This window comes from Mycobacterium sp. MAA66, from assembly GCF_041261665.1.
GTDB lineage: Bacteria > Actinomycetota > Actinomycetes > Mycobacteriales > Mycobacteriaceae > Mycobacterium.
In genome coordinates this window covers 978211-1002843 of the sequence record NZ_JBGCCC010000001.1, presented here as the reverse complement: position 1 = coordinate 1002843, position 24633 = coordinate 978211, and the positions used below count along the sequence as shown (strand labels likewise).

The window sequence follows — 24633 nt, the reverse complement described above, 5'->3', positions numbered from 1 at the left end:
TCAGTCGCCCAGCACCTGGCGCAGGTAGTCGTTGGCGAACACCCGGTCCGGGTCGAATCGGTTTCGGACTGAGAGGAACTCGTCGAACCGCGGGTACACCGTGCGTAGATAGCCCGCTTCGCGGGTGTGCATCTTGCCCCAGTGCGGCCGCCCGCCCAGTCCCGTCATCACGGCCTCGACGTCGCGGAAGTAGTCGTCGGGTTGGTCCCGGAGGTACCGATGCACCGCGATGTACCCGCTCTGGCGGCCCGATGCCGTCGACAACATCAGGTCGTCGGCGGCTGCTACCCGTACCTCGATGGGGAAGCTGACTCGATAGCCCTTGTCGGTGATGACCTTTCGCACCCCGTCGAATGCCTCGGGCAGACGGTCCAGCGGCACCGCGTATTCCATTTCGCGGAACCGCACGTTGCGATCGCTGGTGAACACCGACGCGGAGGAGTCGACGATCCTCCGGCCCGACAGCACGTTTCCGGAGATCTTGTTGACCAGCGGAACCACTGCGGGGGCTGTGGCACCGAGTCGGCACAGCGCGCCGAACACCTTGTTGCTCAACAGTTCATCATCGATGTAGCGGCGCAGCGGGCCGGGACCGGACGCCGTGGCGAGCCCGGCGATGCGGCGGTTGTGTTTGGTCAGTGCCGCATCGGTATGCGGGAACCAGTAGAACTCGAAATGGTCGGTCTGGTGCACCGACCGGGTGAAATCGGCCAGCACGTCGTCGATGCGGGCCGGCCCCTCGACCGCCTCGATGGAAAAGGCGGGTACACACTGCAGCGTGATGGCCGTGATCACCCCGAGCGCGCCCAAACCCAGTGCCGCGGCCTGCAACTCGGACTCATCGGTGATCGAGCGATGCTCTCCGGTGCCGTCCACCAGTTCCATACCGGTGATCTGGGTGCTGATCCCGCCGAAATTCAGGCCCGTGCCGTGTGTCCCGGTGGACGTTGCCCCGGCCACGGTCTGCTTGTTGATGTCGCCGAGGTTGGTCATGGCCAGACCATGGGGCGCGAGCAGCGCGGGAATCTCGTGCAGATGGGTGCCTGCCCGCAAGGTGACCCGGTCGCCGTCGACGGCGACCAGGCCGCGCAGGTTGGTCAGACGCAGCAGGGTGTCACCGGGGACCGCGATCGCCGAAAAGCTGTGCCCGGCGCCGACCGTCTTCACGGTACCGCCGGATTTCCTTGTTGCGGAGACGATTTCGCTGATCTGATCGACGTCGGCCGGGGCCAACTCCCGAGTCGGGTTGGCGCTGTAGGTGTGGCCCCAGTTCTGCCATGTCATAGAAACGCCTTCCCTTCGCCGCGATAGGTTTCGACCTCGCCGACAAGTCCTTGGTCGACCAGGGCGATGGTATTGACGTGTTCGGCCAGTTCGCCGGATTTGGTGTGCCGGAACCACACGCGGTCACCGATGTGCAGTCGGGTGGCCGCCTCGCCGCGCAGCGGGGTCTGCACCTCGCCGGCGCCTTCCCGGGGCTGGTACTCCAGTCCGGCGGGCCAGGCCACCTTGGGCAGTCGGTCGATGCCGGGAGGACCCGAGGCGATCCAGCCGCCGCCATGACAGGTCACCACGTCGGGCCGGGGCTTGCGCACCACTGCCAGGCCGAAAGCCAGTGCGGGTGCCGGCGAGAAGTGGTGGTAGTTGTCGAACAGATGACCGCCGAAGAACCCACTTCCGACGGCGATATCGGTGACCATCGGGTCTTTGGCAGTGGCCTCGATCGATCCGGTCCCGCCGGCGTTGACCATCTCCAGATCGGCCAGCTCTCTGATCGCGGTGATCGCCCGGGCGCGTCGCGCCAGCAGTTCGCTCATCGAGAATCGCTGCATGGTTCGGATCAGATTGTTCTCCAAGGCTTTTCCCGGCACGTCGTTACCGACGCCGGCCACCTGTGCCTCGTAGGACATCACACCGACCAGTGCGAACCCCGGTCGGTCGACGATCGTCCGAGCGAGTCGTACCGCCTGACCCGTGGTGTGCACCGGCGACCGAAGTACTCCGACGTCACCGATCACCGGCAGTCGCAGCGACGCGTCGAGGTCGATGGCCACTCGTATCGGCTCACGCCGGCCGGGGGCGCACGTTGCGTCCATCAGGTCGAGTTGCTCGACCGAATCGACCAGGACGGTAACCCGTTGCAGAGCTGGTGAATTGGTGCAGAGCTCGGCAATGGCCCGACGATTGGTCGACGGATAGCCCATCAGCACGTCGGTGATGCCGGGGCGGCCGGCGTGATCGGTGGCCAGCCAGGTTGCTTCGGCCAGGTCGTAGGCGAGCACACCGACGACATGGTCGAGCCGGACCAGGGCGTCGATGATCGAGCGCACCCGCAGCGACTTGGACGCGATCCGCAGGGGCACGCCGGCGGCCCGGTCGCGCAGGTCGTCGACGTTGTGCCGCAGCGCCGGCAGGCTGATTGCTGCCACCGGGCTGTCACGGTCGCCGACGGCTTGATCGAGCTTGCGCCAGTACTGGTCGGGGTCGGTGCGCCACAGCTCGTCCGGCGGCGCATCGGCGGCGAGCAGCTGGTCCAGGTCGACCATCACGCTCCTCTCTCGGCGAGGATGAGACGACTTATGTTCGGTTGCCAGCGTAGGTGGCGGGTTGTGCTGGCGCGCCAGTGCCCGGTGGCATCCGTCGAGCTGATATCGGTTGTGCGGCTCTGCACCGTCGCGAACAGGGGAGTCGGGCACACTTATCGTTTGTGACCCAACCGAGGCCGGAGCCCGTCGGCGGGACCCGCAGCTACCTGCCGGCGGTGGAGGGGTTGCGCGCGTGCGCGGCGATCGGAGTGGTCATCACCCATGTGGCGCTGCAGACCGGAACCACGCACGGTTGGGGTGGCCGGCTGTTGATCCGTCTCGATCTCGCGGTGGCAGTGTTCTTTGCGCTGTCGGGTTTCTTGCTGTGGCGGTCGCATGCGGCGGCGGCGCGGGGTCTGCGCCCCAAACCACAGCCGGCTCCCTATCTGCGTTCCCGTCTGGTCCGGATCATGCCGGCCTATCTGGCGACGGTGTTGGTGGTGTTGACCCTGCTGCCCGACGCGCGTAGGGCCGGCCCATCGGTGTGGATCGCGAACTTGACGCTGATGCAGGTGTACGTGCCGCGGACCCTCTATGCCGGGCTCAGCCAGATGTGGAGCCTGTCGGTCGAGATGAGCTTCTACTTGGCGCTACCGCTGTTGGCGATGGCGGCCGCGCGACTGCCGGTGCGCGCGCGGGTGCCGGTGATCAGCTTGGTCGCGCTCCTCAGTTTCGGCTGGGGATACCTACCGATCCCCACCCATAACGGTGCCAATCCGTTGAACTGGGCGCCCGCGTACGCCGCATGGTTCGCCGTTGGAATGTTGTTGGCGGAGTGTTTGTATCGTCCGTACAGCTGGACACACTGGCTGGCGCGCCGGCCGCTGATCCTGGCCGGTGTCGGGGGTGCGGCCTACCTCGTCGCGGCATCGTCGTTGGTGGTGCCGCCGAGTTTCAAGCATGCGACGGTCGACCAGTTCATCATTCGCACGCTGCTGGGTGCGGTCATCGCGGGCTGCCTGTTGGCTCCGCTGGTGCTTGATCGGCCGGATGCCCGGCACCGGTTGCTCAGCAGCACGGCGATGACGACGGTGGGCCGGTGGTCCTACGGGTTGTTTCTGTGGCATCTGGCCGCCTTGGACATGGCGTTGGCGATGTTGGATCGGCAGGCCTCGACGGGCGGTTTTGTGATCGTGTTGGTACTGACGCTCGCGTTCGGTCTGGTCATGGCGGCAGTCAGTTACGCGCTGATCGAAGAGCCGGGCCGGCTCGCGTTACGCCGGTGGGAGCTGCGTAGAGCAGTCGAGCAAACCGATGACGGTTCAGCCGTGGCACCCGTCGGGCCCAGGGCGGCCTGACGTCGATGAACTAACGCTGCGGCACGGTAAGCGATAGCCTTCCCAGGTAGTCAGCCTGCGTGCACGGTGCCGGCGGACGTCACGTGAGAGGACGACGGTGTTCATGACCGAACGACAGCGAGCCACCTCATTTGTCGGTGCCGCGTGCGCTGCGATGGCCGGTATCGCCATCACCGGTGGTGCACTGATGGGGGCCGGCCAGGCTTTGGCGGATCCGCCGCAGCCGAACCCGGCGCCGTCAGGCCCTGGCGCTGTCGCGCCGCCACCCGGGCAGCCGGTGCTGAACGCCGCTGATGGTCCGGTCGGTCCACCGCCTCCGCCGCCGAACGGTGCGCCGCCGGTGCCGGAGATCCAGGATCCGCAGTACGGTGCGGGCTCGACGCCTGGTCAGCTCGGCTACCTGCGGGACATCTGGCACACCTTCCACAGCGGCAATCCGATTGAAGCCCTCACCATGCCGCCCGAGCAGGCCCCGGGGCCGCCCCCGAACGCGGGGCCCGCGCCGAAGCTGCCGCCCGGCTACACCTCGTTGACCGATCCGGCGTCATCGACCCCGGCCACCGATACCGGGCCCAAGACCGGGGGACCGGCGCTACCTCCCGGCTACTACCCGCTCAACGGCCCGCCGCCTCCCGGTTGGACCGGGCCGGTGCCCGGAGCGCCATCCTCGGGAGCGGTCGGGCCGGGTGCTGCGCCGGTTGCTCCGGCTCCGGATGCGCTGCCGCCCGGTGGACCCGCGGCTGCCTCGCCACCGTCCCCGTAGCGATATGATTATGTACGCTAAGTATTTGTAGGTCGTCTCAACGCGGGAGGCACGCTCAATGAACCTGGTCAAGACCACACTGCCGAAGCTCGCCATCGCGGGCGGACTGGCCGCCGCAATCCTGGGTTTCGCCGCCGGGCCGGCAAGTGCCGATCCGCCGCCCCCGCCGCCTGCCGCGGGCGACATCCCGCCGGACTGGGCTCCGCGCAAGCCGGCGGAGACCTGGGAAGGTCAGCCGGTGGTCTGGACGACGGGCTGGGGCGGACGTTGGGGCGTGTGGATCAACGACGGGTTCATCCCGCTGTCGTCGAACCCGGTCTCGAGCGGCGGCTGATCGCTCCGCTCAGATCCTGGGTCCGTGCAGGGTGAAGATCGCGATCAGTTGTTCGATCAGTTCGTCCTCAGCAATGCTCATCTCGTTGTTGAGCCAGGCGGCAAGGGTCTGTCCCATGCCGCCCACCAGGAATTGAGCCAGCACTGGCAGACCGCGTTCGTTGTTCGGGTGGAACGTATCGCGTAGGTGTTGGGCGAACAGCGACACGAACATCGCGGTCGACTCGAATCGCTTCCGTACCAATACGAGGCTGATCTGGTTGGGGCTGAACAGCAATTGGCCGATGCGCCGGTCCGCGCTGATCGCTCGAACGAGGCTGGTGATTCCGGCGCGAGCCTGGTCGCTCGGTGGTACCCCGGCCACCGCGAACTGCGCGCCGGCAACCAGTCCCTCCAGCGCCCAGTCGTAAATCGCGGCGGCGAATTCGTCCTTGTCGGCGAAGCTCTCGTAGAAGTAGCGCTGTGCCAAACCTGAACGGCGACAGACGGTTCGAAGGGTCAGGTCCTGTGGGCCGTCTGGATCGCCCAGCATGTCCAGTCCTACCTCGAGCAGTCGCCGACGGCGTTGACTGGCCCGCTCGGCCGCGGCCAGTCCGTTGTACGGCCGGTCCGATTGCGGGTATTCCACCGTTGCTTGACGGCTCTGGTCAGGGGCGGACACCCTGAGATACTATCTGGATTCATCTGCATTCAGATAGCGGGATCCAATGCCGCACCCGATATCTTCCGCGTCGACCCGGAAAGGCCCGCCCGAACATGTCGATGATGACCGATCGCGCCGCCACGGTTCTTGCCGATCGTGCCCGCATCCAACAGGAGATCGCCGCACAGACGATGCCGGCCATGCTGGCACGCACGGCTGCCGACCAGTCCGACGCGCCCGCGTATTCGGACCGTCATGATGCTGATCCCACGGGGTGGCGCACCTTGACGTGGAAGGACATGCGGGACAACACATTAGACGTTGCGGCTGGGCTGATCGAGTTGGGTGTGAACCCTGGTGACCGGGTGTGCATCATGGGTTCGAACCGGATCGAATATGTGCTGGCCGACAGTGCCGCACTGCACGCCGGAGCGATTCCGGTGTCGATCTACGCGACCTTGGCGCCCAGCCAGATCACCTGGTACGCCCGCCAGGCGGCGCCTACCGTCGTCGTGCTGGAGGGGGCCGCGGAGCTGCAACGGTGGACCGAAGCGCTCGCCGACGACATAGTGCTGCAATCACTTCGGCAGGTGGTGGTGATCGACGATCGCGGCGACGGGGACCAGATCAGCTGGTCGAGCCTGGTCGCATCCGGTCGGCTGCGCCGCGAGACCAGTCCCGCCGAGCTGGACGAGCGGGTTGCCGGAGTGCAGCCCGATGATCCAGTGACCATCTTGTTCACCTCCGGCACCACCGGTGACCCCAAAGGCGTGGTGCTCACGCACGCCAATGTGCTGTACGAAGCGGCGGCTTCAGCGCACGCAGCGAAGTTCGACGAGCCGGGAATCACGTTGTCGTACTTGCCGTTTGCGCATATTGCCGAACGCATGCTCGGCCTGTACGTGCCGCAGGTGCAAGGCGGGCATGTGCATCTGATCGGCGACCCCGGTCAGTTGGTGGGGTCGTTGGTGCAGGTGCGGCCCACCAGGTTCTTCGGAGTGCCACGAGTGTGGGAAAAGATCATGACCGCGGTGTCGGCCCGCCTTGCCGCGGAGACCGACGAAGCTCGCAAGGCCGCGGTGGCCGACGCGATGACCGTCGGTCGTCGGTACGTCGAGTCACTGCAGAACAGCGGGCGACCGTCGGCCGAACTGGCCGAACAGTTCGCCCGGGCCGACTCGCTGGTACTGCGGCCGATGCGCGCACTGCTTGGCTTGGATCGGGCCGAATGGACCGTGAGTGCCGCCGCACCGATGCCCCCTGAGGTAGCCAATTTCTTTGCCGGGCTTGGCCTTCGGATGCTCGATGTGTACGGGATGAGTGAGACCACCTCGGCCGTCGCGGCGGGCACCAACGCAGACTTCCGGCTGGGCACCGTGGGCAAGGCGCTGCCGGGCGTCGAGGTCGTCCTGGCCGAGGACGGCGAAATCCTCACCCGAGGTCCGGTGACGACCCCCGGCTATTACCGAAATCCGGATGCCACAGCAGGATTGGTCGATGCCGACGGCTGGGTGCATACCGGAGACATCGGCAGCTTCGACGCTGAGGGCTATCTGCAGGTGGTGGATCGCAAGAAGGAAATGATCATCACCTCGTCCGGCAAGAACATCGCGCCGTCGGCGATTGAGAACCGGCTCAAGGAAAGTCCGCTGATCGGGCACGCGATGGTGGTGGGTGACGGGCGTTCGTACCTGGTTGCGTTGTTGACGCTCGACGCCGAGATCGCCCCGCTGCTGGCGGCGCGCCTGGGCATCGGCGATGTGAGTATCGCGGCCCTGGCCGCGGATGAGCGGATTCTGGCTCAGGTGCGGGCCGCGGTCGAAGCAACCAACGGCCGGGTGTCTCGGCCCGAACAGATCAAGGCGTTCGAGCTGCTGCCGGTGGAGTGGACCGCCGAATCGGCAGAGCTGACCCCGACGCTCAAACTCAAGCGTCGGGTGGTTGCCGAGCGCTACGCAGAGGTGATCGATGCGCTGTATCAACGGGACCGAGGGTAATTGCAGGGCGAGCAAGTTCATCAAAGGAGCACAGTGACCGACGCATATGCAGCATTCGCCGAACTTGCCGGGCGGGACGCTCAGATCGCCGACGCCGAACTCGACGAGTTCTGGGCGGGCCTGCCCGTCATGACCATTCCCGAAATGATCGGGGAGTGGCGGGGTGGGGCTTTCGCGACCGGGCATCCGGTGAGCCGCGCACTGGCCAAGGCGAACTGGTATGGCAAAACCATGACGTCGGCGTTCGACGTGCAGCCGATCGTGTGCCTGGATGCCGACGGCAACAAGTTCAGCAATGAGCAGCTGTCCAAGGGCGGGGCGAGCTTGTGGATGGAGGAGTTCCGCGGTGAGGTGACAGCCACCATGGTTTATGACGGCCAAGCTATCCACGACCACTTCAAGAAGGTCGATGCAAACACCGTGATGGGCATCATGAACGGCAAGGCCGGTGTGTTCGACGGGCGTTACGGCTACTTCTATCTGAGGCGGGTGTAGCCACAGGCATCGAATTCGATGACCACGCACTGGGATTCGGCAATCTGATCCGACGATGAGCCGTCCTGGGTCGAACTACTGCAGGCTCCCGCGCCCGGAGGGGTGGCGCGGGAGCCTGCCGTAGTTTCGCGATGGCCTCCACCGGGGGTCCGGCGTTTCGCGCCTGGACTGTTGCGGGCCGCTACCAGCGAGCGGCGATATTGTCCGCGATCTGGCTGGCGATCTTGATCGCGGAATCCCCGGGGTCTGCGGCACAGGTGTTGACGTCGATGATCACATTGTTCTTCAGGGCCAGTGCACGCCCGCAGCCCCGGCCGGGCGCCGCGGCGTTCAACTCGGTGACCGTGGTGCTCAATACATCGTGTGCGTTCGATATCGGTGCCACCGACCACTGGGTCTGGCTCTGTACGTGAGTGAACTGGGTACACGTCGCCCACTGCTGAGCTGAGGCGTCGAAGAACTCTTTGGCCTTGTCCGTGGTGGGAAAGAGCACCACCACCTGCTTGAGATAGTGCGCGAGTTTGTCGCCGTCGTTGAGGGTCTGCTCGTGCTCGGCCCACGAACCGCTGTTGGCGTAGATGGAGACCTCGCCTGCGTCGTCCAGTTGCAGGCACTCCGGTGGGGCCAAGGTGGTGCTGTTGTCGGACATGGTGGCCTGATCTTTCACCACGGACATGGCGTTGGAGCCCATTGCCGCGTTGATCTGATCGGGGTTCAACAGCAAGCCCGGCAACTCACGCTCCACCAGCGGACGCGGAATCAGAGCGGGGGTCGGTGCCGGTTTGGCGGTGCCCTTGGTGTGGCCGCACCCGCTGATCAGGATGCAGGCGACTGCAACAGCAACCATTGCTGTTGTTCCACGCATGTGTCCTCCCGTTGGCGGGAAGCTTCCCACCAGCTACTCCGCCGCGCTGTCCTCCACAGCTCGGCACGTGCAGACTAATGGTGCGCTAACACGCATGCATGTCGGCGTAACCGTGCGGTGTTTCTTGATAACGATGAGTCGCAGTTCTCGGTAACGATTTCGGTTGGCGCAGCTCGGACGGCTGAGCCGAAACCCGGGCGGCTGCTCAGCCCTGCGCGTCGAGGATCTTGATTGCGAACACCAGCGAATCGCCCGCCTGGATACCGGCGCTCGGCTGACCCTCCGGGTAGCCGTCGGCCGGAGCCATCGCGACGGCAACGGTCGAACCGACCTTCTGTCCGGCGATGGCCTTCTGGAAGCCGGGCACGACGCCGGTGAGCGGGAACGTGGCAGGCTCACCGCGGTCGTAGGCACTGTCGAATTTGTGTCCGTCGCGTCCGTCGAAACCCGCGTAGCAGACCAGGACGGTGGCGGTCGGGGAGACAACTGGTCCGGTACCGGCTTGGAGCGTGTGGACCTGGGTCTCGGGCACACTGAACGGCCCATTGACCGTGACCGCCGGAGCCGCGCTATCGGTGGAACCGGTGACGGCGATGTTGCCGCCGCCCCCACTCAGCGACCACTCGGGTGCGGCGTTGACAGGCGCGGCCGTCGGGCACGAGTTGGGTGCGGTGGGAGTGTCGGTCGACACCGGAGTGACGGCGTTGGGCAGCGAGAGGTCCGCCAGACCGCCCTTATGGGACGTGCTTGCTGCCGGCGTCTTCGTATCGGACCCGCACGCGGCGAGCGTCACGACGAGCGAAGCGGCACAGGCGGTAATGGCCATGGCGGACGGCAGGCGCGAAAAATTCACGTTTGCCACGCTACAGGGTGCGCGGAACCGGCCCGAGAACTGCGACGAGGAAGTCGGAGCCGTCGGTGAACGGTCGCAGGTCCCAGGTGGACAGCAGGACCTCGGGTTTGAGGCCGGCCTCCGCCGCGTCGCCGAGGAACCGGTCGAAGCCGTAGTCGCGGCCCGCGCCGAAACCGATTACCGCACGGCCATTTTCGGCGAGGTGGGCGCGAAGCCGAGACAGCACCTGCGCGCGGGTGCTCGGCGCGACGAAGGTCATCACGTTGCCGGCGCACACGATGAGGTCGAACGGTTCGCCGATGCCACGGGTGGGTAGGTCGAGTTCCGCGAGATCGGCAACGAGCCAGCGCGGTCCGGGATGGTCCTGCTCGGCGGCCTCGATGAGGGCTGGGTCGACGTCGACGCCGACCACCCGGTGCCCGACCGTGGCCAGGTAGCCGCCGATCCGGCCGGGTCCGCAGCCGGCGTCGAGGATGTGCGCGCCACGCGGTGCCATCGCGTCGATGAGGCGTGCCTCGCCGACGAGGTCGTCTCCGGCCTGCGCCATAGCCCGAAAGCGTTCGATGTACCAGGCCGAATGCCCGGGATCGGCGGCGACTTTTTGCATCCAGAGACTCTGTTCGACCATATGTGCATTGTTGCAATCCGAGCTGGCACATCGGCGAGGCAGTCCGAACGAGTTGAGAACCGGCGAGCTCGTCGCCGCGGGATCAGCGTTCGTTCAGGGCCGCCAGAACCAGCAGCGGGTCGAGATAGTCGCGCCAGTGGGTGACTTTGCGATTCTCGATGGTGACCACGGAGATGTACCTGTTGCCATAGGGCTTTCCGGTGGCGACGACCTTGCCTGTCGAGGAATACTCCAGTACCACAGTCGATGTCGACCGACTCCGATGTACCTGAAGGTCGTCGCAGTGGTCCAGGAAAAAGGTGGATCCGTAGCCGCGATACAGCTCGATGAGGTTGTCCCGGCCAACTACGTGACGTGGGTAGTCGGGGACCGTGATGATGAAGTCGAACACGACGTCGTCGGCGAGCAGGTCGAAGAAGTGCTCACCGTCGGCGTATTCGGCAAGTCCTTGTTCGATGATCCGGAAGAACGGATCGAGTGCCCGGAAGTCGTCTAGGTTGTCGATCATGGTTGACTCCTGAAATAGGTTGGTATTCAATTACTTTGGATCCGGTGTCGATCAGTCACACACTCGGTATGGTGCCGCCGTCGACATGGAGATCAGCTCCGGTGAGATAGCTTGCTCGATCGGAGACGAGAAACGCCACGAGTTCGGCGACTTCCTCGGGTCGCCCGGCGCGGCCGAGGTCGACACCGCCTAGCTGCTGGATCAGTTCGTTGCTGGCCGACTCGACATCGCCGCCGGTCCGGGCGGACATGGTCGCGAGCACTTGTAGCGCGCCGGCTGTCCGGATGAAGCCGGGCATGACCGAGTTGACGCGGATTCCCGCGGGGCCCAACTCTGCCGACAGTCCCTTGCTGTAGGCGCGCAGGGCGCTCTTGGCTGCGGCATAGGGCAGGGGACCGGTGGTTGGCATGACGGCGGCGATCGAGGTGATATGCACGATCGTTCCCGTTCCTTGCCGGATGAGGCCGGGGATCAGTGCGCGGTCGATGCGCACGGGCGCCAGCAGATTGAGGTTGAGAACCTGCAGCCCCCGCCGAGCTCAGCCGCTCGACGATGGCCGCGCCGATGCCCTTGGTCCCACCGGTGACGAGTGCGCGCTGTCCGGCGAGCGAATCGGGATGAGTAGGCATGAAGGTTCTCTCTGCAGATCGGTGATGTCTGGGTGATCTCAGGCAGCGTCTGCCTTGCCGCAAGGGGAAGGTCAAGGCGGGCGTTCGGACCGGATTGACTTTCCCCCAGCGGTAACGCGCAGGATCATGTGACGGGCCTGATGTGCGGTTGCCACGACCCGAAGGAGGTGGTCCATGGGTTCACGAGTGTCGATCGGCGATTTCTCCGTGATGACCAGGTTGAGTAAGAAGGCACTTCGGCACTACCACGACGTGGGCCTGCTAGAGCCCGCGCACGTCGATCGGTTCACCGGCTATCGGTTCTACGACACCGGCCAGGTCGATCATGCCCACCTTGTTCGGCGTTTCCGGTCTCTGGGCATGTCCATCCCCGACCTCAAGGCTCTGCTCAGTGCTGACGATCCGGGTGAGCGGAACGACATCGTCGCCGCACACCTGCAGCGCATGGAAGAGCAGCTTGAGCAGACCCGGGAAGTTGTTCGTCAGCTTGGTGAAATCCTTGCTCCGGCAACGCGTGATGCGGCCGTCGAGCTTCGGTCAGATCCGCAGATGGCGGTCTGGGCCATCACTTCCACCATCGACATCGACGACATCGGTCCGTGGTTCGCTGATGCTTCGGCCGGGTTGAGCGACGCCGTCCGACGATCGGGTTGCCAGTCCACCGGTCCAGCCGGCGGGGTCTATCACCGTGATCTGTTCGCCGAGTCTCGTGGTGAGGCGACCGTCTACCTGCCGATGGCCGAGTCGGAGCCGTTGTCTCCGGCCCGCCGGCTGGTGCTTCCCGCCGGTCAGTACGCGGTGTTGACGCATCAAGGAACGACGCACTGCGATATCGACCGCAGCTACGGACGACTCGGCAGTTATGTCGGCGAGCATCTGATCAGCGCAGAGGGGCCGATTCGGGAACGCTACCTCGGCGCCGAAACAGGGCGATTCATACCCTTCGATCGCACGGAGATCTGCTGGCCGATATTCGGCATCGATCGGTCCGCAGGCGACGAATCGAGTTAGGGATGGGTTCCGCTCAGATACTGGACGGCATATGGTTATGCGCGTAACCTCACCCGCACGGTGACCGCGATCACGTCGCGGCACGGCGAGAGGATGAAGGACATTGAGCGACGCGATTGCGGTCTTCAATCCCTCCAACGAGGAGCAGATCGCGGAGGTCCCCGATTCAGATCGGGCAGCCGTTGACGCCGCGGTGGCGCGCGCCCGCGACACCTTCGAGTCGGGCGTGTGGCGCAAGCTGCCCGCTGCGCATCGTGCGGATGTTCTGTTCAGGGCCGCGGAGATCATCAAGGCGCGGACCGAAGAGCTTGCCGAGATCGAGGCGCGCGACAACGGCATGAACGCCATGGCTGCGCAGCAGATCATCAAGGTGGCCAACGAGATGCTGATCTACTACGCCGGCTGGGTCGGCAAGATCCACGGCGAATCGGCCAATCTCATCTCCGATGGTCTGCTCGGCCATTTCGAGGAGTACCACACGTTCACCCAGCTGGAGCCGGTCGGCGTCGTCGGCCTGATCATCCCGTGGAACGGACCGTTCTTCGTCGCGATGCTCAAGGTCGCCCCTGCGCTCGCGGCCGGTTGTAGCGCGGTGCTCAAGCCGGCCGAGGAGACGCCGCTGTCGGCGCTCAAGCTGGAGGAGATCTTCCGCGAGGCCGGCCTGCCCGACGGTGTCCTCAACGTCATCACCGGCTACGGCGAGACCACCGGCGCGGCGCTCACCGCGCACCCGGATGTCGACAAGATCGCGTTCACCGGGTCGACGGAGGTGGGTCGGCTGATCGTCAAGGCTGCGGCAGGCAACCTCAAGCGCCTGACTCTCGAGCTCGGCGGGAAGTCGCCACTCATCATGTTCGACGACGCCAACCTGGACAAGGCCATCATGGGTGCCGGTATGGGACTGCTCGCCGGGTCGGGGCAGAACTGTTCGTGTACGTCGCGAATCTATGTGCAGCGCAAGATCTATGACCAGGTTGTCGAGGGGTTGGCCGGGTTCGCGCAGATGCTGCCGATGGGCGGATACGAGGATCCCACTTCGGTGCTGGGTCCGCTGATCAGTCAGAAGCAGCGGGCCCGGGTCGAAGGCATCGTGAACGACGGGGTGGCAGCCGGCGCGGAGGTGATCACCGGTGGCAAGCCGATGGACCGCAAGGGTTACTTCTACGAGGCGACGATCATCACCAGCACCACACCCGACATGCGGCTGATCACGGAGGAGATCTTCGGACCGGTCGGCTCGGTGATCCCGTTCGACGACGAGGACGAGGCGATCGCCGCCGCCAACGACACCGAGTACGGTCTTGCCGGGGCCATTTGGACGGAAAACCTCAGCCGAGCTCATCGCGTCGCGAATGCCCTTCGCGGCGGCCAGATTTGGGTGAACTCCGCGTTGGCGGCGGACCCGTCCATGCCGATCTGCGGTCACAAGCAGTCCGGCTGGGGCGGTGAGCGGGGCAAGAAGGGTCTGGAGGCCTACTTCAACACCAAGTCGGTGTACATCGGTCTGTCCTGACTATCTGCTCACGTACAGCAGTTGGGGTCCAGCGCCGCGCAGAGTGCTTGCAGTGCATCCGGTCGTACTCGATGGAACACATTCATTCCGCGGCGCTCAGAGGTCACGATCCCGGCCTTGCGAAGCTGGCCCAGATGGTGACTGACGGTGGACTCGGCGAGGTCGAGGACCACGGCCAGATCTCCGGAAATCTGTTCTCCACCAGGCGAACTGAACAGATATGACACGATCCTGACGCGTACGGGGTCGGCGAGGGCCTTGAGGCGCAAGGCGATTTCCAGGGCATCGGTATCGCTCATCGGTCCAGCGGCCACCGGCGCGCAGCACACGGGTGCGGTGGTATCGATCACCGGCAGCGCTTTGGGCATCAACCGATCATGCCATAGTTATTGACATATATCGAAAAGGTGGACATGCTGAGGGCGTCCAACTGATTCGATATATGTCTCATTACTGGGAGTGTGGCTCGACATGTCGCGTGTGCAACTGGCCCTCAACGTCGATGACCTCGACGAGGCAATCGCGTTCTACTCCAAACTGTTCAACGCCGAGCCGGCCAAACGCAAACCTGGCTACGCCAACTTCGCCATCGCCGATCCGCCGCTGAAACTGGTGCTGCTGGAGAACCCCGGACATGGCGGTAGCCTCAATCACCTCGGGGTCGAGGTCGGCGCCAGCGAGGTGGTGCACGCCGAGATCGCCCGACTCGCCGAGGCCGAGATGTTCACCGAGGAAGAGATCGGCACCACCTGTTGCTTCGCCACGCAGGACAAGGTCTGGGTGACCGGTCCGGGTGGGGAGAGGTGGGAGATCTACACCGTGCTGGCGGACTCAGAGGTCTTCGGCAGCAGACCCGGCCTGCCCGCCGCTGAGTCGGAGGGTGGATGCGGAGCCGCCGGCGATGTGGCACCGTCGTGCTGCACGACCAGATGAACCTCGAAATGTCCGGCACGACACGGCTGTCCACCCTGGACCGGTTTCTGCCGGCCTGGATCGGGCTGGCGATGGTAGTCGGGCTTCTCCTGGGGCGCGGGATATCCGGGCTGAACCTCGTACTGGAAAGTGTTGAGGTTGACGGGATTTCGTTGCCCATCGCTTTGGGGTTGCTGGTCATGATGTACCCGGTGCTGGCCAAGGTGCGTTACGACCACCTCGGCACCGTCACATCCGATCGCAGGCTGCTCGTCGCATCGCTGTTGCTGAACTGGGTTTTCGGCCCGGCATTGATGTTCGCGTTGGCATGGGCCATGTTGGCGGACCTGCCTGAATACCGAACCGGCCTGATCGTGGTCGGACTGGCGCGCTGTATTGCCATGGTGATCATCTGGAACGATCTGGCATGTGGCGATAGGGAGGCCGCTGCGGTACTGGTCGCACTCAATTCGATCTTCCAGGTGCTGATGTTCGCGACGTTGGGCTGGTTCTACCTGTCCGTTCTGCCCGGTTGGCTGCACTTGCCACAGACCGCACTCACGGTGTCGCCGTGGCAAATTGCCAAGTCCGTACTGATCTTTCTGGGTGCGCCCTTGGCGGCCGGATATCTGTCCCGGCGCCTCGGCGAACAGTCGAGAGGCCGTCGCTGGTACGAATCGACGTTCCTGCCGCGAATCGGACCGTGGGCCCTCTATGGGCTGTTGTTCACCATCGTGATTCTCTTTGCGTTGCAGGGCCATCAGATCACCACGCACCCGTGGGACGTCGCACGGATCGCGCTGCCGTTGCTGGCCTATTTCGCCATCATGTGGGGCGGCGGCTACCTGCTCGGGGCCGCCCTCAAGCTCGGTTACCCACGGACCGCGACGCTGGCGTTCACCGCAGCGGGAAACAACTTCGAGTTGGCCATCGCGGTGGCCATCGCGACCTGGGGTGCGACGTCCGGACAAGCGCTCGCGGGCGTCGTCGGACCACTGATCGAAGTGCCGGTGTTGATCGCGCTGGTGTATCTGTCCCTGGCCCTGAAGCCACGCCTGTTCCCGGAATATGACCAAAGCCGAAGTGCCCGAAGGGTATCCACTGATGAACGCTAAGCCGACGGTCTTGTTCGTCTGCGTGCACAACGCCGGCCGTTCGCAGATGGCCGCGGCTCTCCTGCAGCGTCTGTCCGAAGGTCGTATCGCGGTACGTTCAGCGGGAACCGAACCCGCCGACCAGATCAACCCGCTTGCCATCGCGGCCATGGCAGAGCTGGGCGTCGATATCACCACCGAGGTTCCAAAAGTGCTCACTGCAGATTCGGTGAGTACCAGCGACGTGGTGATCACCATGGGCTGTGGGGATACCTGCCCATATTTTCCCGGTGTGTCGTACCGCAACTGGGAGCTCGATGACCCGGCCGGTCAGCCGCTGGACGTTGTGCGCGGTATTCGTGACACGATCGCCGGGCACGTGCGGTCGCTCATAGCGGAATTGGTTCCGCCGGCCGGCACCATCGGCTGACCATTTCTCGTAGGGTCGATCACCATGGTGGTGCGTTCAATACTGTTGTTCGTCCTGGCGGCGATCGCCGAAATCGGTGGTGCCTGGCTGGTCTGGCAGGGGGTGCGTGAACACCGGGGTTGGGTGTGGATCGGCGCCGGGGTGGTGGCGTTGGGCTTGTACGGGTTCGTGGCGACGCTGCAGCCGGACGCGCAGTTCGGCCGTATCCTGGCCGCGTACGGCGGGGTCTTCGTCGCTGGGTCGCTGGCCTGGGGTATGGCGCTGGATGGATTCCGGCCCGACCGCTGGGATGTCACCGGCGCACTCATCTGCCTGATCGGAGTGTCGATCATCATGTATGTGCCTCGGGCGCAATAGGTTTCACCTATCGTCTGGTCGATCTACCTGTTGGGCGCATCATCGGAATGACTGATCTTCGCTACCTCTCGGGTATCGGCTAGTAGCGTCGTGGCGGCAGTTGTTCACTTCTCAGGAGGTTGGCGTCATGCGTGTCCTGGTCACTGGTGGTACGGGTTTTGTCGGCGGCTGGAGCGCGAAAGCAATTGCGGATGCTGGACATTCGGTCAGGTTCCTGGTGCGAAACCCGGACCGGCTGCACACCAGCGTGGCCAAGTTGGGCGTCGACGTTTCCGACCACGCGGTCGGCGACATCACCGATCGTAGCTCGGTATTGCGGGCCCTTCAGGGCTGCGACGCCGTATTGCACGCTGCGGCGCTGGTCGCCACCGATCAGAGCCAGACCGCACAAATGATGAGCACCAACATGGACGGCGCGCGGAACGTACTCGGCGGTGCCGCAGAACTCGGACTCGATCCGATCATTCACGTGTCGAGCATTACTGCGCTGTTCAATCCAGATGTGGAAACGCTGGCGGCGGACCTGCCGGTGTTCGGCGGGACCGACGGGTACGGGCGGTCCAAAGCGCAGGTCGAGATCTACGCACGCGGAATGCAGGATGCCGGCGCACCGGTGAACATCACCTATCCCGGCATGGTGATGGGGCCGCCGGTCGGGGATCAGTTCGGTGAAGCCGGCGAAGGGGTTGCTGCGGCGCTACAACTCGGTGCCATCCCGGGCCGCGGCGCGGCCTGGATGATCGTCGATGGTCGCGACCTGGCCGCCCTGCACGCCGCGCTGCTCGAACCCGGTCGCGGTCCGCGGCGGTACATGGCCGGCGGCCATCGAGTTCCGGTGGACCAGTTGGCGAAGCTGCTCACCGAGGTCGGCAACAAGACCATGTTCGCCGTCCCGGTTCCGGACACGGTGCTGCGCGTCGCCGGACAGGTGCTCGATCGCCTCGGTCCGTTCCTGCCGTTCCAGACTCCCTTCACCGAGGCCGGAATGCAGTACTACACGCAGATGCCGGCGTCCGACGACTCGCCGAGCGAACGCGACCTGGGGATCAACTACCGCGACCCGCGAATCACCCTGGCCGACACCGTAAGAGGTTTCCGCGACGTTGCTCGTTGACGCGGGTCGCTCGATGGTTCTCGCGGCGCGGATGGGGTAGTTCTGGAGTCATGGTCACTGCTGAAAACCCAGAATCTGTCGACGGCGGGCTTTTTCCCGAGTGGGCGTCGTTCGCTCAGGCACTGCAGCGCCGACGACCCGATGCGGGAACGTGGTGCGCGGCGTGGACCGTGCGCGACATCGTCGTTCACCAGACCGGAAATGCCGAGGAACTCGGCCGGGTCTTGGCAGGTCACCTGACCGATGAGCGCGTGCCGACACGAGGTTTCGAGGAGCGAGAAGCTCCGTACCGGAACATGAACGACGCAGATCTGTGGTCGGCTTTGTGCGACCGAATGGCGCAGCTCGGCAGCATCACGGCTGCAGCCGAGAGCGAGCTCGGTGCCGACACCGATGTGGCGTGGACCGGTCGCACGATGAAGGTGTGCTGGTTCGCCGAGCACATGCGCGAGGAATTGGTACTGCACCGGTGGGATATCACCGGTGACGATGCCGTTGCGCAGGAGCAGTTGGGACAGCAATGGATGACCGACCACAGTGTGCGAGCCGTGGGGCGGCCACTGCTTCGTCGCGGATACTCAGCGCTTGGCCTGCGGAGCGACGAGCGTATCGACTCACGCCTGAGGGTCGGCGGCCGCGATGACGTGGTCGTCGGTGCGACTGCCGACGAGACAACGATCTCTCTGGCTCCACCCGAGGGACCCGCGACGATCGAGACCGATGCGGCTGCAAGGGTTTTGCTGCTGTGGGGGAGACGCCCCGCCGATCCGAGCCGGATCCGCAGCAACGCCGGCCCCGTAGCGTTGGGGCGGCTACGCACGCTGCTGAGTGGCTACTGACGGTGATCAATGGCGCAGGGATTGCTCACTGCGCAGTATCCCGCCACCAGCAGGCGATGTAGATGCCCATCGAGGCCACCAATGCAACGATGACCCACAAGACGATGGTGATGTCGATCCAGGTGCCCATCGGGGGCGCATCGGGAAGTGCGTTGCGCAGCGGTACCACCGCAAAAACGAGTGCGGCAAACCACGTCATCATCGGTGGTTGGAACTTCCGTGCCTTGCGTGCGGTCTGAATAGCAACAACGACACCTAAGCTTGCGATGGTGATCAACGCACCGAGAATGACGGTGGCAAACGCGCCGGTGCTGGGTGACCGCAACACATGCACTCGATAAACTTCGGGCCCGGTGCTTTTGTCCTCAATCGGAATGTTGAACATCCAGCCCGCGGTGAGGTCGAAAATCGCCGGTGCAACACGTTCCGGTATTGGCGAACCACCGTGGAACAAATCGACCGTGATCGGGCCGGATTCGTAGCGGTCGAAGGGGTAATCACCCGGGTCGCCGGATAATGTCAGTGCCACCGGGAAAACCCCGGGCACCATTCCCTTTGACCAGTTGCGTCTGGTCGGTGTCACCGCGGAATGCACTGCGATACCTAGGTCTTCGGTGAGACCGCCGGTGGTGGGATCCAAGAGCTTGGACCCTGGCGCCACGGTGATGTTGGCAACCATCTCGCCCTTTACTGAATGCACCTCGTTGAAGTCAATGGTGACGATCGTGCCGTCGGCTGTGGGCCTACTTTGGATAAGTTGACTGGGGTGCCCGAGGCCGGTGCTGGCATATAAGGCAATCGTTATGGCGTATGCCGCAAGGAGGACAATCACACCAACGATGACCCGGATTTTCATAAATGATCTCCCCGACGAACTTTCACTCGAAATATCTATACCATGGCACCGCGGTGACATCAGCCGGGTAAATGGATATGACGGTGATCAATCGGCATTCATCGGCGCCGTATTTGGCGTGTGATGATTCTCGGTGAGCGAGTTCGGCCAGGTTGTCGATCGATGTCATTTGCCGACTTCAGCGCTGCCGCCACCAGGAACTCCTGATAGGTTTCTCGCCGATGTTCTCTCCTGCTCACGCGCGATGCGACCTCTGCCGCGGTGATCGGCAAGGGGAACCGGTCGGCTGCTCCTCGCTCGGTGAGTTGCCGTGTCTGCCCTGAGCCGACGGGCTTTCCTGACTGGCATCGGCGCAGCGATCACCATTCCGCCGTCGATTGCGACGATTTCGGTGCTGCGCTCGGTGATGAACCCGCCGCTACCTGCGCCCGCTGCCGCGGCCCCGGCCGCAGTGGTATCGGGTCCGGCGCTGATGGGCACGGATAGACCGGCGCCGCTGCTACCGCCACCGCCCGCGTCTGCGCGGTTTGCGATGCCCGGTGCCGGCGTGCTGAGAGTGCTGCCCGGCCAGGGCGATCTACTGGCGCTCACCGTCGACGACGGCGTGGACAGCAATGTCGTGCGCTCCTACGCCCAGCTGGCCAAAGACACCGGCATCCGGCTGACCTTCTTCGTCAACGGTTACTACCGGTCTTGGACGGACAATGCGCCGTTGTTGCGGCCGATGGTCGAGTCGGGTCAGATTCAGCTGGGTAACCACACCTGGTCACACCCCGACCTCACCACGCTGTCGCGGGGGCAGATCGCCGAACAGATCGAGCGCAACCACACGTTCTTGTCCAACGCTTTCGGCGTTGACGCGCGTCCATACTTTCGGCCGCCCTATGGCCATCACAATTCCGCGGTCCGTGCAGTTGCGGCCGACCTGGGTTACCCGATCACCACCATGTGGTCGGGTTCGTTGGCCGACTCCACGGTGATCACCGAGGACTACATCGTGAAGATGGCCGATACGCATTTCCGTCCCCAGAACATCGTCCTCGGTCATCTCAACCATGCCCCGGTGACGCATGTGTTCGACCGTCTCGTCGACATCGTCCGTCATCGGAAGCTGCGTACGGTGACGCTCAACGACGTATTTGCCTGAACCCGGCGAAGGCGTCCCAAATCTGGCAGATAAGTGATTGTCGCGTAATCATTTTCGTCCAATCATGACTCGATGACCGATACGCTGGTCTCCGGCAACGAGAGGAGTCCGCGGTGAGGCAAGAGATCGCGGTTGGTGCGGCGGTCGCCGCAATCGCCATCGGGATCGCCGGCGCCGGATGCTCCAGCGAAAAGACACCCTCGGCGACCAGCAGTACCGCCACCACCACACAGTCATCGGCGACCTCAGCCACCGAAACCGCCAACGGCAGCCCACCGCCCGCTCAAGCTGAGGTCACCGTCGACGGTGCCAAACAAAACATTGCCGGCAACGCCGTCTGCACCAACGCCGTCGGAAACTTCAATATCGCTATCGGCCAAGGGGTTTCGGGCGTGGTGGTAGTGCTCTCCGCGGATGCCGGCACCGTGCACTCGGTAGGTCTTGGCAACATCAGCGGCACCATTTTGGGCTTCCAGCAAGGCATTTCCGGAGGTCAAGCGAAGGTCACCAAAGACGGCAACGTCTACACCATCAGTGGTACGGCCACGGGCATCACTGCGGCACTGCCCCCTGTGGTGGTCAGTAAGCCCTTCGAAATCAGAGTCACTTGCCCGTGAGCAGCCGTCGTTCCGGCGCGAGCATGGAATGGGACCGTCCGTACGCGAGGTAGATCACCGCGCCGATCGCCATCCAGATCACGAAGCGCAGCCAGGTCTCCACCGCGAGGTTGACCATCAACCACACGCAGGAGATCGCGGCCAGGATCGGTATCGCCGGGACAAACGGAACGCGGAAGCCGCGCTTGAGATCGGGGCGGGTTCTGCGCAGGATCGGGATGCCGGTCGCGACCAGAACGAACGCCACCAGCGTGCCGATGTTGACCATTCCGGCGAGCGTGCCGAAGTCGACGAACGCGGCCAGTACCGCGCAGACCGCGCCCACGACGGCGGTGAGCCGTACGGGTGTGCCGTGCTTGCCGGTGCGTGCGAGACCACGGGGGATCAGGCCGTCTCGGGCCATCGCGAACAGGACCCGCGTTTGACCGAGGAACATGACCATGACGACGGTCGACAGGCCCGCGAGCGCCCCGATCGAGACGATGTTCTTTACCCACGTGTCGCCGTGTAGTGCGAACGCCGTTGCCAGGGTGGCATTTTCGTCCTGAAGCTGGGTGTAGGGCACCATCCCGGTGAGTACGATCGACACCGAGACGTAGCACACGGTGACGATGGCCAGCGCTCCGAAGATTCCGCGCGGCACGTCGCGCTGCGGATTCCGGGTCTCCTCTGCGGCGGTGGCGACCACGTCGAAACCGACGAAGGCGAAGAACGCGATGCTGGCCGCCGACAGCAGGCCGAGCCACCCGAAGCTCGTGCCGCCGGATCCGGTGAGCCAGGCGAGCAGCGATTGGTGCACGCCTTCGGCTTTGGCCGACGGCTGCGCCGGCGGGATGTAGGGCGTCAGGTTGGATGCCTTGAAGTAGGTGGCGCCGACCACCAGGATCAGGACGATCACACTGAGTTTGATCGCCACTGCGACGGCAGATACCCGCGAGGACAGCTTGGTGCCGGTCGCGAGCAGGATCCCGACGATGGCGATGATCACCAGCGCGCCCCAGTCGAACTTGACCGATCCTATGTGCACAATCGGCGTCACCGATCCGCCGAGTACCGTGCCGAGGTACTGCGACCAGCCCTTGGCGATGACGGACACCGCAAGTGCGAATTCGAGAATCAGATCCCAGCCGATGATCCAGGCGACCGTCTCACCAAAGGTGGCGTAGGCGAACGTGTATGCGCTGCCCGCGACGGGGACGGTTGAGGCGAACTCGGCGTAACAGAGTGCGGTCAGCCCGCAGGCGACAGCGGCCAGAACGAAGGCCAGCGACACCGACGGCCCCGCCATGGTGCCCGCGGTCTGCGCGGTGAGAGTGAAGATGCCGGCACCGATCACGACAGCGACGCCGAAAACGGTGAGGTCCTTGGCTGTCAGGTCTTTGCGTAGCTTCGAGTCCGGTTCGTCGGTGTCCAGGATCGACTGCTCGACCGACTTGGTGCGGAACCAGCCACCGGTTTCAGCGCTCATAGGCGTCAGAGTAGCCCGCGCCAATCATGCGGCTGCCTGAATCGGCCCGTCGTCGAAGTGACCGTGTCGCCGGCCGATGTTTGCCGATCAAGACTTGCCGCGAAATCAATTAGGCCACAAAGTGATTCGAGGCACTCATGCTCGGCGACTTCGGTGCAACGATGCGCAAGCCCGAAAATTGTCTGACGCCCCAGCATGTCGTGGACCTGATGTCCGTGGATGGTACGGAAAGGCTGTGTAGTACAACACTATTCACAGAAGCGCGGCACGGCGGCGCAGCATGGCGCGAGACCGGTTTGGCTGAGCGCTGAAGTAGGATTGCGACTGTGACCGGCACGCCCGCTGAACAACAGCGTCTGCGCGACCTCAAATTGTTGCGGCGCGTCCGCGACCGAATGGATCGCGAGTACGCACAGCCATTGGATGTCGAGGCTCTCGCGCGCGGTGTCAACATGTCGGCAGGCCACTTGTCCCGGCAGTTCAAATTGGCCTACGGCGAGTCGCCGTACTCCTATCTGATGACGCGACGCATCGAGCGGGCGATGGCTCTGCTGCGTCGCGGTGACCTGAGTGTCACCGAGGTGTGTTTCGCCGTCGGATGTTCGTCGTTGGGCACCTTCAGTACTCGCTTCACCGAGCTGGTCGGAATGCCGCCGAGCGTGTACCGGGAACGGACAGCCGGTGTGGCAGAGGGGATGCCTTCATGTGTCGAGAAGCAGGTGACCAGACCGATCAGGAATCAAGAAGCACCGATCGTCCGACTGCACCTAACGTGATCCGCATGGAAATCAACATTCACTCAAGCTTCCTGCCGCACGAAGACCCGGAAGAGTCCCTGGCCTTCTACCGCGACGTTCTCGGATTCGAGGTCCGGTTGGATGTCGGTGGGGGCAACATGCGCTGGCTAACCGTCGGACCGCCCAACCAGACCGATACGAATATCGTCCTGTACCCGCCCGATGCCACACCCGGATTGACCGATGAGGAACGACGCGTCATCCACGAGATGATGGCCAAGGGCAGTTACGGCACACTGCTGCTGGCCACCAAGGACCTCGACGGCACCTTCGAGCGGGTGCAGGCGGGCAGTGCCGAGATCGTCCAGGAACCGACCGAGCAGCCGTACGGTGTCCGCGATTGCGCGCTCCGCGATCCCGCCGGCAACATGATCCGCATCCAGGAAATCCGCTGAGGAAGCCATCGCGCGGCACGATCCTCCTCGCTGTCGACCAGGCTCCCTGGCGAGCCGAAATCACCTGAACAGCAGGGCTATTGGGCGTTACGCCGTCCACGGGTGAGCCCGAAGATCCCTGCCAGTACGAAGGGGAGCGGGGTGATCGTCGCGATGGCGGCACCCCGTGAACCGACGAGCTCCCGGCTGAACAGTCCGGTGACGGTATCGGCGGTGTCGCTGAACGCACCGGCGCCCGCCCACAGCCGGGCCGCCTCGGCATCACCCTTGGCCATCGCGACGCAGCCGCCCAATCCGATTGCCATATCGCGGATTCCGATCGTGCGCATGAGGAGCGTCTCAGCTCCGGTCTCCGTACGGAAGAGCAGGCGCGGTGCAGCGACCATCGCGATACCGACGCCGACGCGGGCTGCTGCCACCACAGCGAGTACCCCTGGTGCGCGGACCCGATTGTTAGCCATGTTCGGACAGTAACCGCGGCACGAA

The 24633-nt window shown here is 64.4% G+C and carries 27 protein-coding genes and 1 pseudogene; 16 read left to right on the top strand and 12 right to left on the bottom strand.

The window, feature by feature from the left end:
- Together ABIA30_RS04910 and ABIA30_RS04905 are read right to left on the bottom strand one after the other, a co-directional pair.
- The gene (locus ABIA30_RS04910; protein ID WP_370062595.1) at positions 1-1284 is read right to left on the bottom strand and encodes a D-arabinono-1,4-lactone oxidase; all 1284 of its coding nucleotides are present in this window, start codon (positions 1282-1284) and stop codon (positions 1-3) included.
- Positions 1281-2546, bottom strand: coding sequence for an alanine racemase (locus ABIA30_RS04905; protein WP_370062593.1), 1266 nt, complete (start codon positions 2544-2546; stop codon positions 1281-1283). Before ABIA30_RS04905 ends, ABIA30_RS04910 begins: the two co-directional genes overlap by 4 nt.
- A 161-nt stretch (positions 2547-2707) precedes the next feature.
- Here ABIA30_RS04905 and ABIA30_RS04900 point away from each other — a divergent pair, with 161 nt between their 5' ends.
- The 3 genes from ABIA30_RS04900 to ABIA30_RS04890 all read left to right on the top strand — a co-directional run bounded on the left by ABIA30_RS04900 (position 2708) and on the right by ABIA30_RS04890 (position 4980).
- Complete coding sequence (locus ABIA30_RS04900) at positions 2708-3883, top strand: acyltransferase family protein (RefSeq protein ID WP_370062591.1); 1176 nt, start codon at positions 2708-2710, stop codon at positions 3881-3883.
- A 103-nt stretch (positions 3884-3986) separates the two neighbouring features.
- Positions 3987-4646 (top strand): hypothetical protein, encoded by a 660-nt coding sequence (locus ABIA30_RS04895; RefSeq protein WP_370062589.1) that lies wholly within the window; start codon positions 3987-3989, stop codon positions 4644-4646.
- A 58-nt stretch (positions 4647-4704) separates the two neighbouring features.
- The gene (locus ABIA30_RS04890) at positions 4705-4980 is read left to right on the top strand and encodes a hypothetical protein (RefSeq protein WP_370062587.1); all 276 of its coding nucleotides are present in this window, start codon (positions 4705-4707) and stop codon (positions 4978-4980) included.
- A 9-nt stretch (positions 4981-4989) separates the two neighbouring features.
- Here ABIA30_RS04890 and ABIA30_RS04885 read toward each other — a convergent pair whose 3' ends face one another.
- Entirely contained in the window at positions 4990-5640 is a 651-nt protein-coding gene (locus ABIA30_RS04885) for a TetR/AcrR family transcriptional regulator (RefSeq protein ID WP_370062585.1), read from the bottom strand.
- Positions 5641-5744: 104 nt separating this feature from the next.
- Here ABIA30_RS04885 and ABIA30_RS04880 point away from each other — a divergent pair, with 104 nt between their 5' ends.
- Together ABIA30_RS04880 and ABIA30_RS04875 are read left to right on the top strand one after the other, a co-directional pair.
- Entirely contained in the window at positions 5745-7619 is a 1875-nt protein-coding gene (locus ABIA30_RS04880) for a long-chain fatty acid--CoA ligase (RefSeq protein ID WP_370062583.1), read from the top strand.
- Positions 7620-7652: 33 nt separating this feature from the next.
- The gene (locus ABIA30_RS04875) at positions 7653-8114 is read left to right on the top strand and encodes a DUF4334 domain-containing protein (protein WP_370062581.1); all 462 of its coding nucleotides are present in this window, start codon (positions 7653-7655) and stop codon (positions 8112-8114) included.
- 181 nt (positions 8115-8295) lie between these two features.
- Here ABIA30_RS04875 and ABIA30_RS04870 read toward each other — a convergent pair whose 3' ends face one another.
- The 5 genes from ABIA30_RS04870 to ABIA30_RS04850 form a co-directional block, all read right to left on the bottom strand.
- Positions 8296-8961 carry a sensor domain-containing protein gene (locus ABIA30_RS04870; protein WP_370062579.1) on the bottom strand — a complete coding sequence of 222 codons (666 nt, stop codon included), beginning with the start codon at positions 8959-8961 and terminating at the stop codon, positions 8296-8298.
- Between the two features lie 223 nt (positions 8962-9184).
- Positions 9185-9805, bottom strand: a complete 621-nt coding sequence (locus ABIA30_RS04865; protein WP_370063341.1) for an FKBP-type peptidyl-prolyl cis-trans isomerase — start codon at positions 9803-9805, stop codon at positions 9185-9187.
- A gap of 37 nt (positions 9806-9842) precedes the next feature.
- The gene (locus ABIA30_RS04860) at positions 9843-10460 is read right to left on the bottom strand and encodes a class I SAM-dependent methyltransferase (protein WP_370062577.1); all 618 of its coding nucleotides are present in this window, start codon (positions 10458-10460) and stop codon (positions 9843-9845) included.
- A gap of 82 nt (positions 10461-10542) precedes the next feature.
- The gene (locus ABIA30_RS04855; RefSeq protein ID WP_370062575.1) at positions 10543-10968 is read right to left on the bottom strand and encodes a nuclear transport factor 2 family protein; all 426 of its coding nucleotides are present in this window, start codon (positions 10966-10968) and stop codon (positions 10543-10545) included.
- A 55-nt stretch (positions 10969-11023) separates the two neighbouring features.
- Positions 11024-11461, bottom strand: a complete 438-nt coding sequence (locus ABIA30_RS04850) for an SDR family oxidoreductase (RefSeq protein ID WP_370062573.1) — start codon at positions 11459-11461, stop codon at positions 11024-11026.
- A gap of 310 nt (positions 11462-11771) precedes the next feature.
- Between ABIA30_RS04850 and ABIA30_RS04845 the strand changes: the two genes are divergently transcribed.
- On the top strand, positions 11772-12608 hold the full coding sequence (locus tag ABIA30_RS04845; protein ID WP_370062571.1) for a MerR family transcriptional regulator: 837 nt from the start codon (positions 11772-11774) through the stop codon (positions 12606-12608).
- Positions 12609-12711: 103 nt separating this feature from the next.
- Positions 12712-14121: an aldehyde dehydrogenase family protein gene (locus ABIA30_RS04840; protein ID WP_370062569.1), complete on the top strand. Its 1410-nt coding sequence runs from the start codon at positions 12712-12714 to the stop codon at positions 14119-14121.
- An 8-nt stretch (positions 14122-14129) separates the two neighbouring features.
- On the opposite strand, the gene ABIA30_RS04835 is transcribed toward ABIA30_RS04840, so the two are convergent.
- The gene (locus ABIA30_RS04835; RefSeq protein WP_370062567.1) at positions 14130-14489 is read right to left on the bottom strand and encodes an Rv2640c family ArsR-like transcriptional regulator; all 360 of its coding nucleotides are present in this window, start codon (positions 14487-14489) and stop codon (positions 14130-14132) included.
- 103 nt (positions 14490-14592) lie between these two features.
- On the opposite strand from ABIA30_RS04835, the gene ABIA30_RS04830 reads away from it, so the two are divergent.
- From ABIA30_RS04830 to ABIA30_RS04810, 5 genes and pseudogenes are all read left to right on the top strand, one after another.
- Positions 14593-15054 carry an ArsI/CadI family heavy metal resistance metalloenzyme gene (locus ABIA30_RS04830; RefSeq protein WP_370062565.1) on the top strand — a complete coding sequence of 154 codons (462 nt, stop codon included), beginning with the start codon at positions 14593-14595 and terminating at the stop codon, positions 15052-15054.
- A pseudogene (arsB, locus tag ABIA30_RS04825) lies at positions 15051-16557 on the top strand (ACR3 family arsenite efflux transporter). Before ABIA30_RS04830 ends, arsB begins: the two are co-directional and overlap by 4 nt.
- A 24-nt stretch (positions 16558-16581) precedes the next feature.
- The gene (locus tag ABIA30_RS04820; protein WP_370062563.1) at positions 16582-16914 is read left to right on the top strand and encodes a YnfA family protein; all 333 of its coding nucleotides are present in this window, start codon (positions 16582-16584) and stop codon (positions 16912-16914) included.
- 127 nt (positions 16915-17041) lie between these two features.
- Positions 17042-18028 (top strand): NAD-dependent epimerase/dehydratase family protein, encoded by a 987-nt coding sequence (locus ABIA30_RS04815; protein ID WP_370062561.1) that lies wholly within the window; start codon positions 17042-17044, stop codon positions 18026-18028.
- A gap of 50 nt (positions 18029-18078) precedes the next feature.
- Positions 18079-18867, top strand: coding sequence for a maleylpyruvate isomerase N-terminal domain-containing protein (locus ABIA30_RS04810; protein WP_370062560.1), 789 nt, complete (start codon positions 18079-18081; stop codon positions 18865-18867).
- A 25-nt stretch (positions 18868-18892) separates the two neighbouring features.
- Here the strand turns inward: ABIA30_RS04810 and ABIA30_RS04805 are convergent, their stop codons facing one another.
- Positions 18893-19723 (bottom strand): DUF4436 domain-containing protein, encoded by an 831-nt coding sequence (locus ABIA30_RS04805; protein WP_370062558.1) that lies wholly within the window; start codon positions 19721-19723, stop codon positions 18893-18895.
- 391 nt (positions 19724-20114) lie between these two features.
- Between ABIA30_RS04805 and ABIA30_RS04800 the strand changes: the two genes are divergently transcribed.
- Both ABIA30_RS04800 and ABIA30_RS04795 read left to right on the top strand, forming a co-directional pair.
- The gene (locus tag ABIA30_RS04800; protein WP_370063340.1) at positions 20115-20870 is read left to right on the top strand and encodes a polysaccharide deacetylase family protein; all 756 of its coding nucleotides are present in this window, start codon (positions 20115-20117) and stop codon (positions 20868-20870) included.
- A gap of 113 nt (positions 20871-20983) precedes the next feature.
- Positions 20984-21487, top strand: coding sequence for a lipoprotein LpqH (locus tag ABIA30_RS04795; RefSeq protein ID WP_370062556.1), 504 nt, complete (start codon positions 20984-20986; stop codon positions 21485-21487).
- Here ABIA30_RS04795 and ABIA30_RS04790 read toward each other — a convergent pair.
- Positions 21474-22955 carry an amino acid permease gene (locus tag ABIA30_RS04790; protein ID WP_370062554.1) on the bottom strand — a complete coding sequence of 494 codons (1482 nt, stop codon included), beginning with the start codon at positions 22953-22955 and terminating at the stop codon, positions 21474-21476. The two genes, ABIA30_RS04795 and ABIA30_RS04790, sit on opposite strands and share 14 nt — an antisense overlap.
- A gap of 326 nt (positions 22956-23281) precedes the next feature.
- On the opposite strand from ABIA30_RS04790, the gene ABIA30_RS04785 reads away from it, so the two are divergent.
- Positions 23282-23731, top strand: coding sequence for a helix-turn-helix transcriptional regulator (locus ABIA30_RS04785; RefSeq protein ID WP_370062552.1), 450 nt, complete (start codon positions 23282-23284; stop codon positions 23729-23731).
- Between the two features lie 5 nt (positions 23732-23736).
- Positions 23737-24147, top strand: a complete 411-nt coding sequence (locus ABIA30_RS04780) for a VOC family protein (protein ID WP_370062550.1) — start codon at positions 23737-23739, stop codon at positions 24145-24147.
- 77 nt (positions 24148-24224) lie between these two features.
- Here ABIA30_RS04780 and ABIA30_RS04775 read toward each other — a convergent pair whose 3' ends face one another.
- Entirely contained in the window at positions 24225-24608 is a 384-nt protein-coding gene (locus ABIA30_RS04775; RefSeq protein WP_370062548.1) for a hypothetical protein, read from the bottom strand.
- Between the last annotated feature and the right edge of the window lie 25 nt (positions 24609-24633).

Coding starts and splice junctions, on each gene's coding strand:
- ABIA30_RS04790 (WP_370062554.1), bottom strand. CDS start 22,955: ATGAGCGCTGAAACCGGTGGCTGGTTCCGCACCAAGTCGGTCGAGCAG.
- ABIA30_RS04780 (WP_370062550.1), top strand. CDS start 23,737: ATGGAAATCAACATTCACTCAAGCTTCCTGCCGCACGAAGACCCGGAA.
- ABIA30_RS04815 (WP_370062561.1), top strand. CDS start 17,042: ATGCGTGTCCTGGTCACTGGTGGTACGGGTTTTGTCGGCGGCTGGAGC.
- ABIA30_RS04845 (WP_370062571.1), top strand. CDS start 11,772: ATGGGTTCACGAGTGTCGATCGGCGATTTCTCCGTGATGACCAGGTTG.
- ABIA30_RS04870 (WP_370062579.1), bottom strand. CDS start 8,961: ATGGTTGCTGTTGCAGTCGCCTGCATCCTGATCAGCGGGTGCGGCCAC.
- ABIA30_RS04805 (WP_370062558.1), bottom strand. CDS start 19,723: ATGAAAATCCGGGTCATCGTTGGTGTGATTGTCCTCCTTGCGGCATAC.
- ABIA30_RS04880 (WP_370062583.1), top strand. CDS start 5,745: ATGACCGATCGCGCCGCCACGGTTCTTGCCGATCGTGCCCGCATCCAA.
- ABIA30_RS04890 (WP_370062587.1), top strand. CDS start 4,705: ATGAACCTGGTCAAGACCACACTGCCGAAGCTCGCCATCGCGGGCGGA.
- ABIA30_RS04865 (WP_370063341.1), bottom strand. CDS start 9,805: ATGGCCATTACCGCCTGTGCCGCTTCGCTCGTCGTGACGCTCGCCGCG.
- ABIA30_RS04810 (WP_370062560.1), top strand. CDS start 18,079: ATGGTCACTGCTGAAAACCCAGAATCTGTCGACGGCGGGCTTTTTCCC.
- ABIA30_RS04855 (WP_370062575.1), bottom strand. CDS start 10,968: ATGATCGACAACCTAGACGACTTCCGGGCACTCGATCCGTTCTTCCGG.
- ABIA30_RS04910 (WP_370062595.1), bottom strand. CDS start 1,284: ATGACATGGCAGAACTGGGGCCACACCTACAGCGCCAACCCGACTCGG.
- ABIA30_RS04820 (WP_370062563.1), top strand. CDS start 16,582: ATGGTGGTGCGTTCAATACTGTTGTTCGTCCTGGCGGCGATCGCCGAA.
- ABIA30_RS04860 (WP_370062577.1), bottom strand. CDS start 10,460: ATGGTCGAACAGAGTCTCTGGATGCAAAAAGTCGCCGCCGATCCCGGG.
- ABIA30_RS04775 (WP_370062548.1), bottom strand. CDS start 24,608: ATGGCTAACAATCGGGTCCGCGCACCAGGGGTACTCGCTGTGGTGGCA.
- ABIA30_RS04830 (WP_370062565.1), top strand. CDS start 14,593: ATGTCGCGTGTGCAACTGGCCCTCAACGTCGATGACCTCGACGAGGCA.
- ABIA30_RS04835 (WP_370062567.1), bottom strand. CDS start 14,489: ATGCCCAAAGCGCTGCCGGTGATCGATACCACCGCACCCGTGTGCTGC.
- ABIA30_RS04905 (WP_370062593.1), bottom strand. CDS start 2,546: ATGGTCGACCTGGACCAGCTGCTCGCCGCCGATGCGCCGCCGGACGAG.
- ABIA30_RS04895 (WP_370062589.1), top strand. CDS start 3,987: ATGACCGAACGACAGCGAGCCACCTCATTTGTCGGTGCCGCGTGCGCT.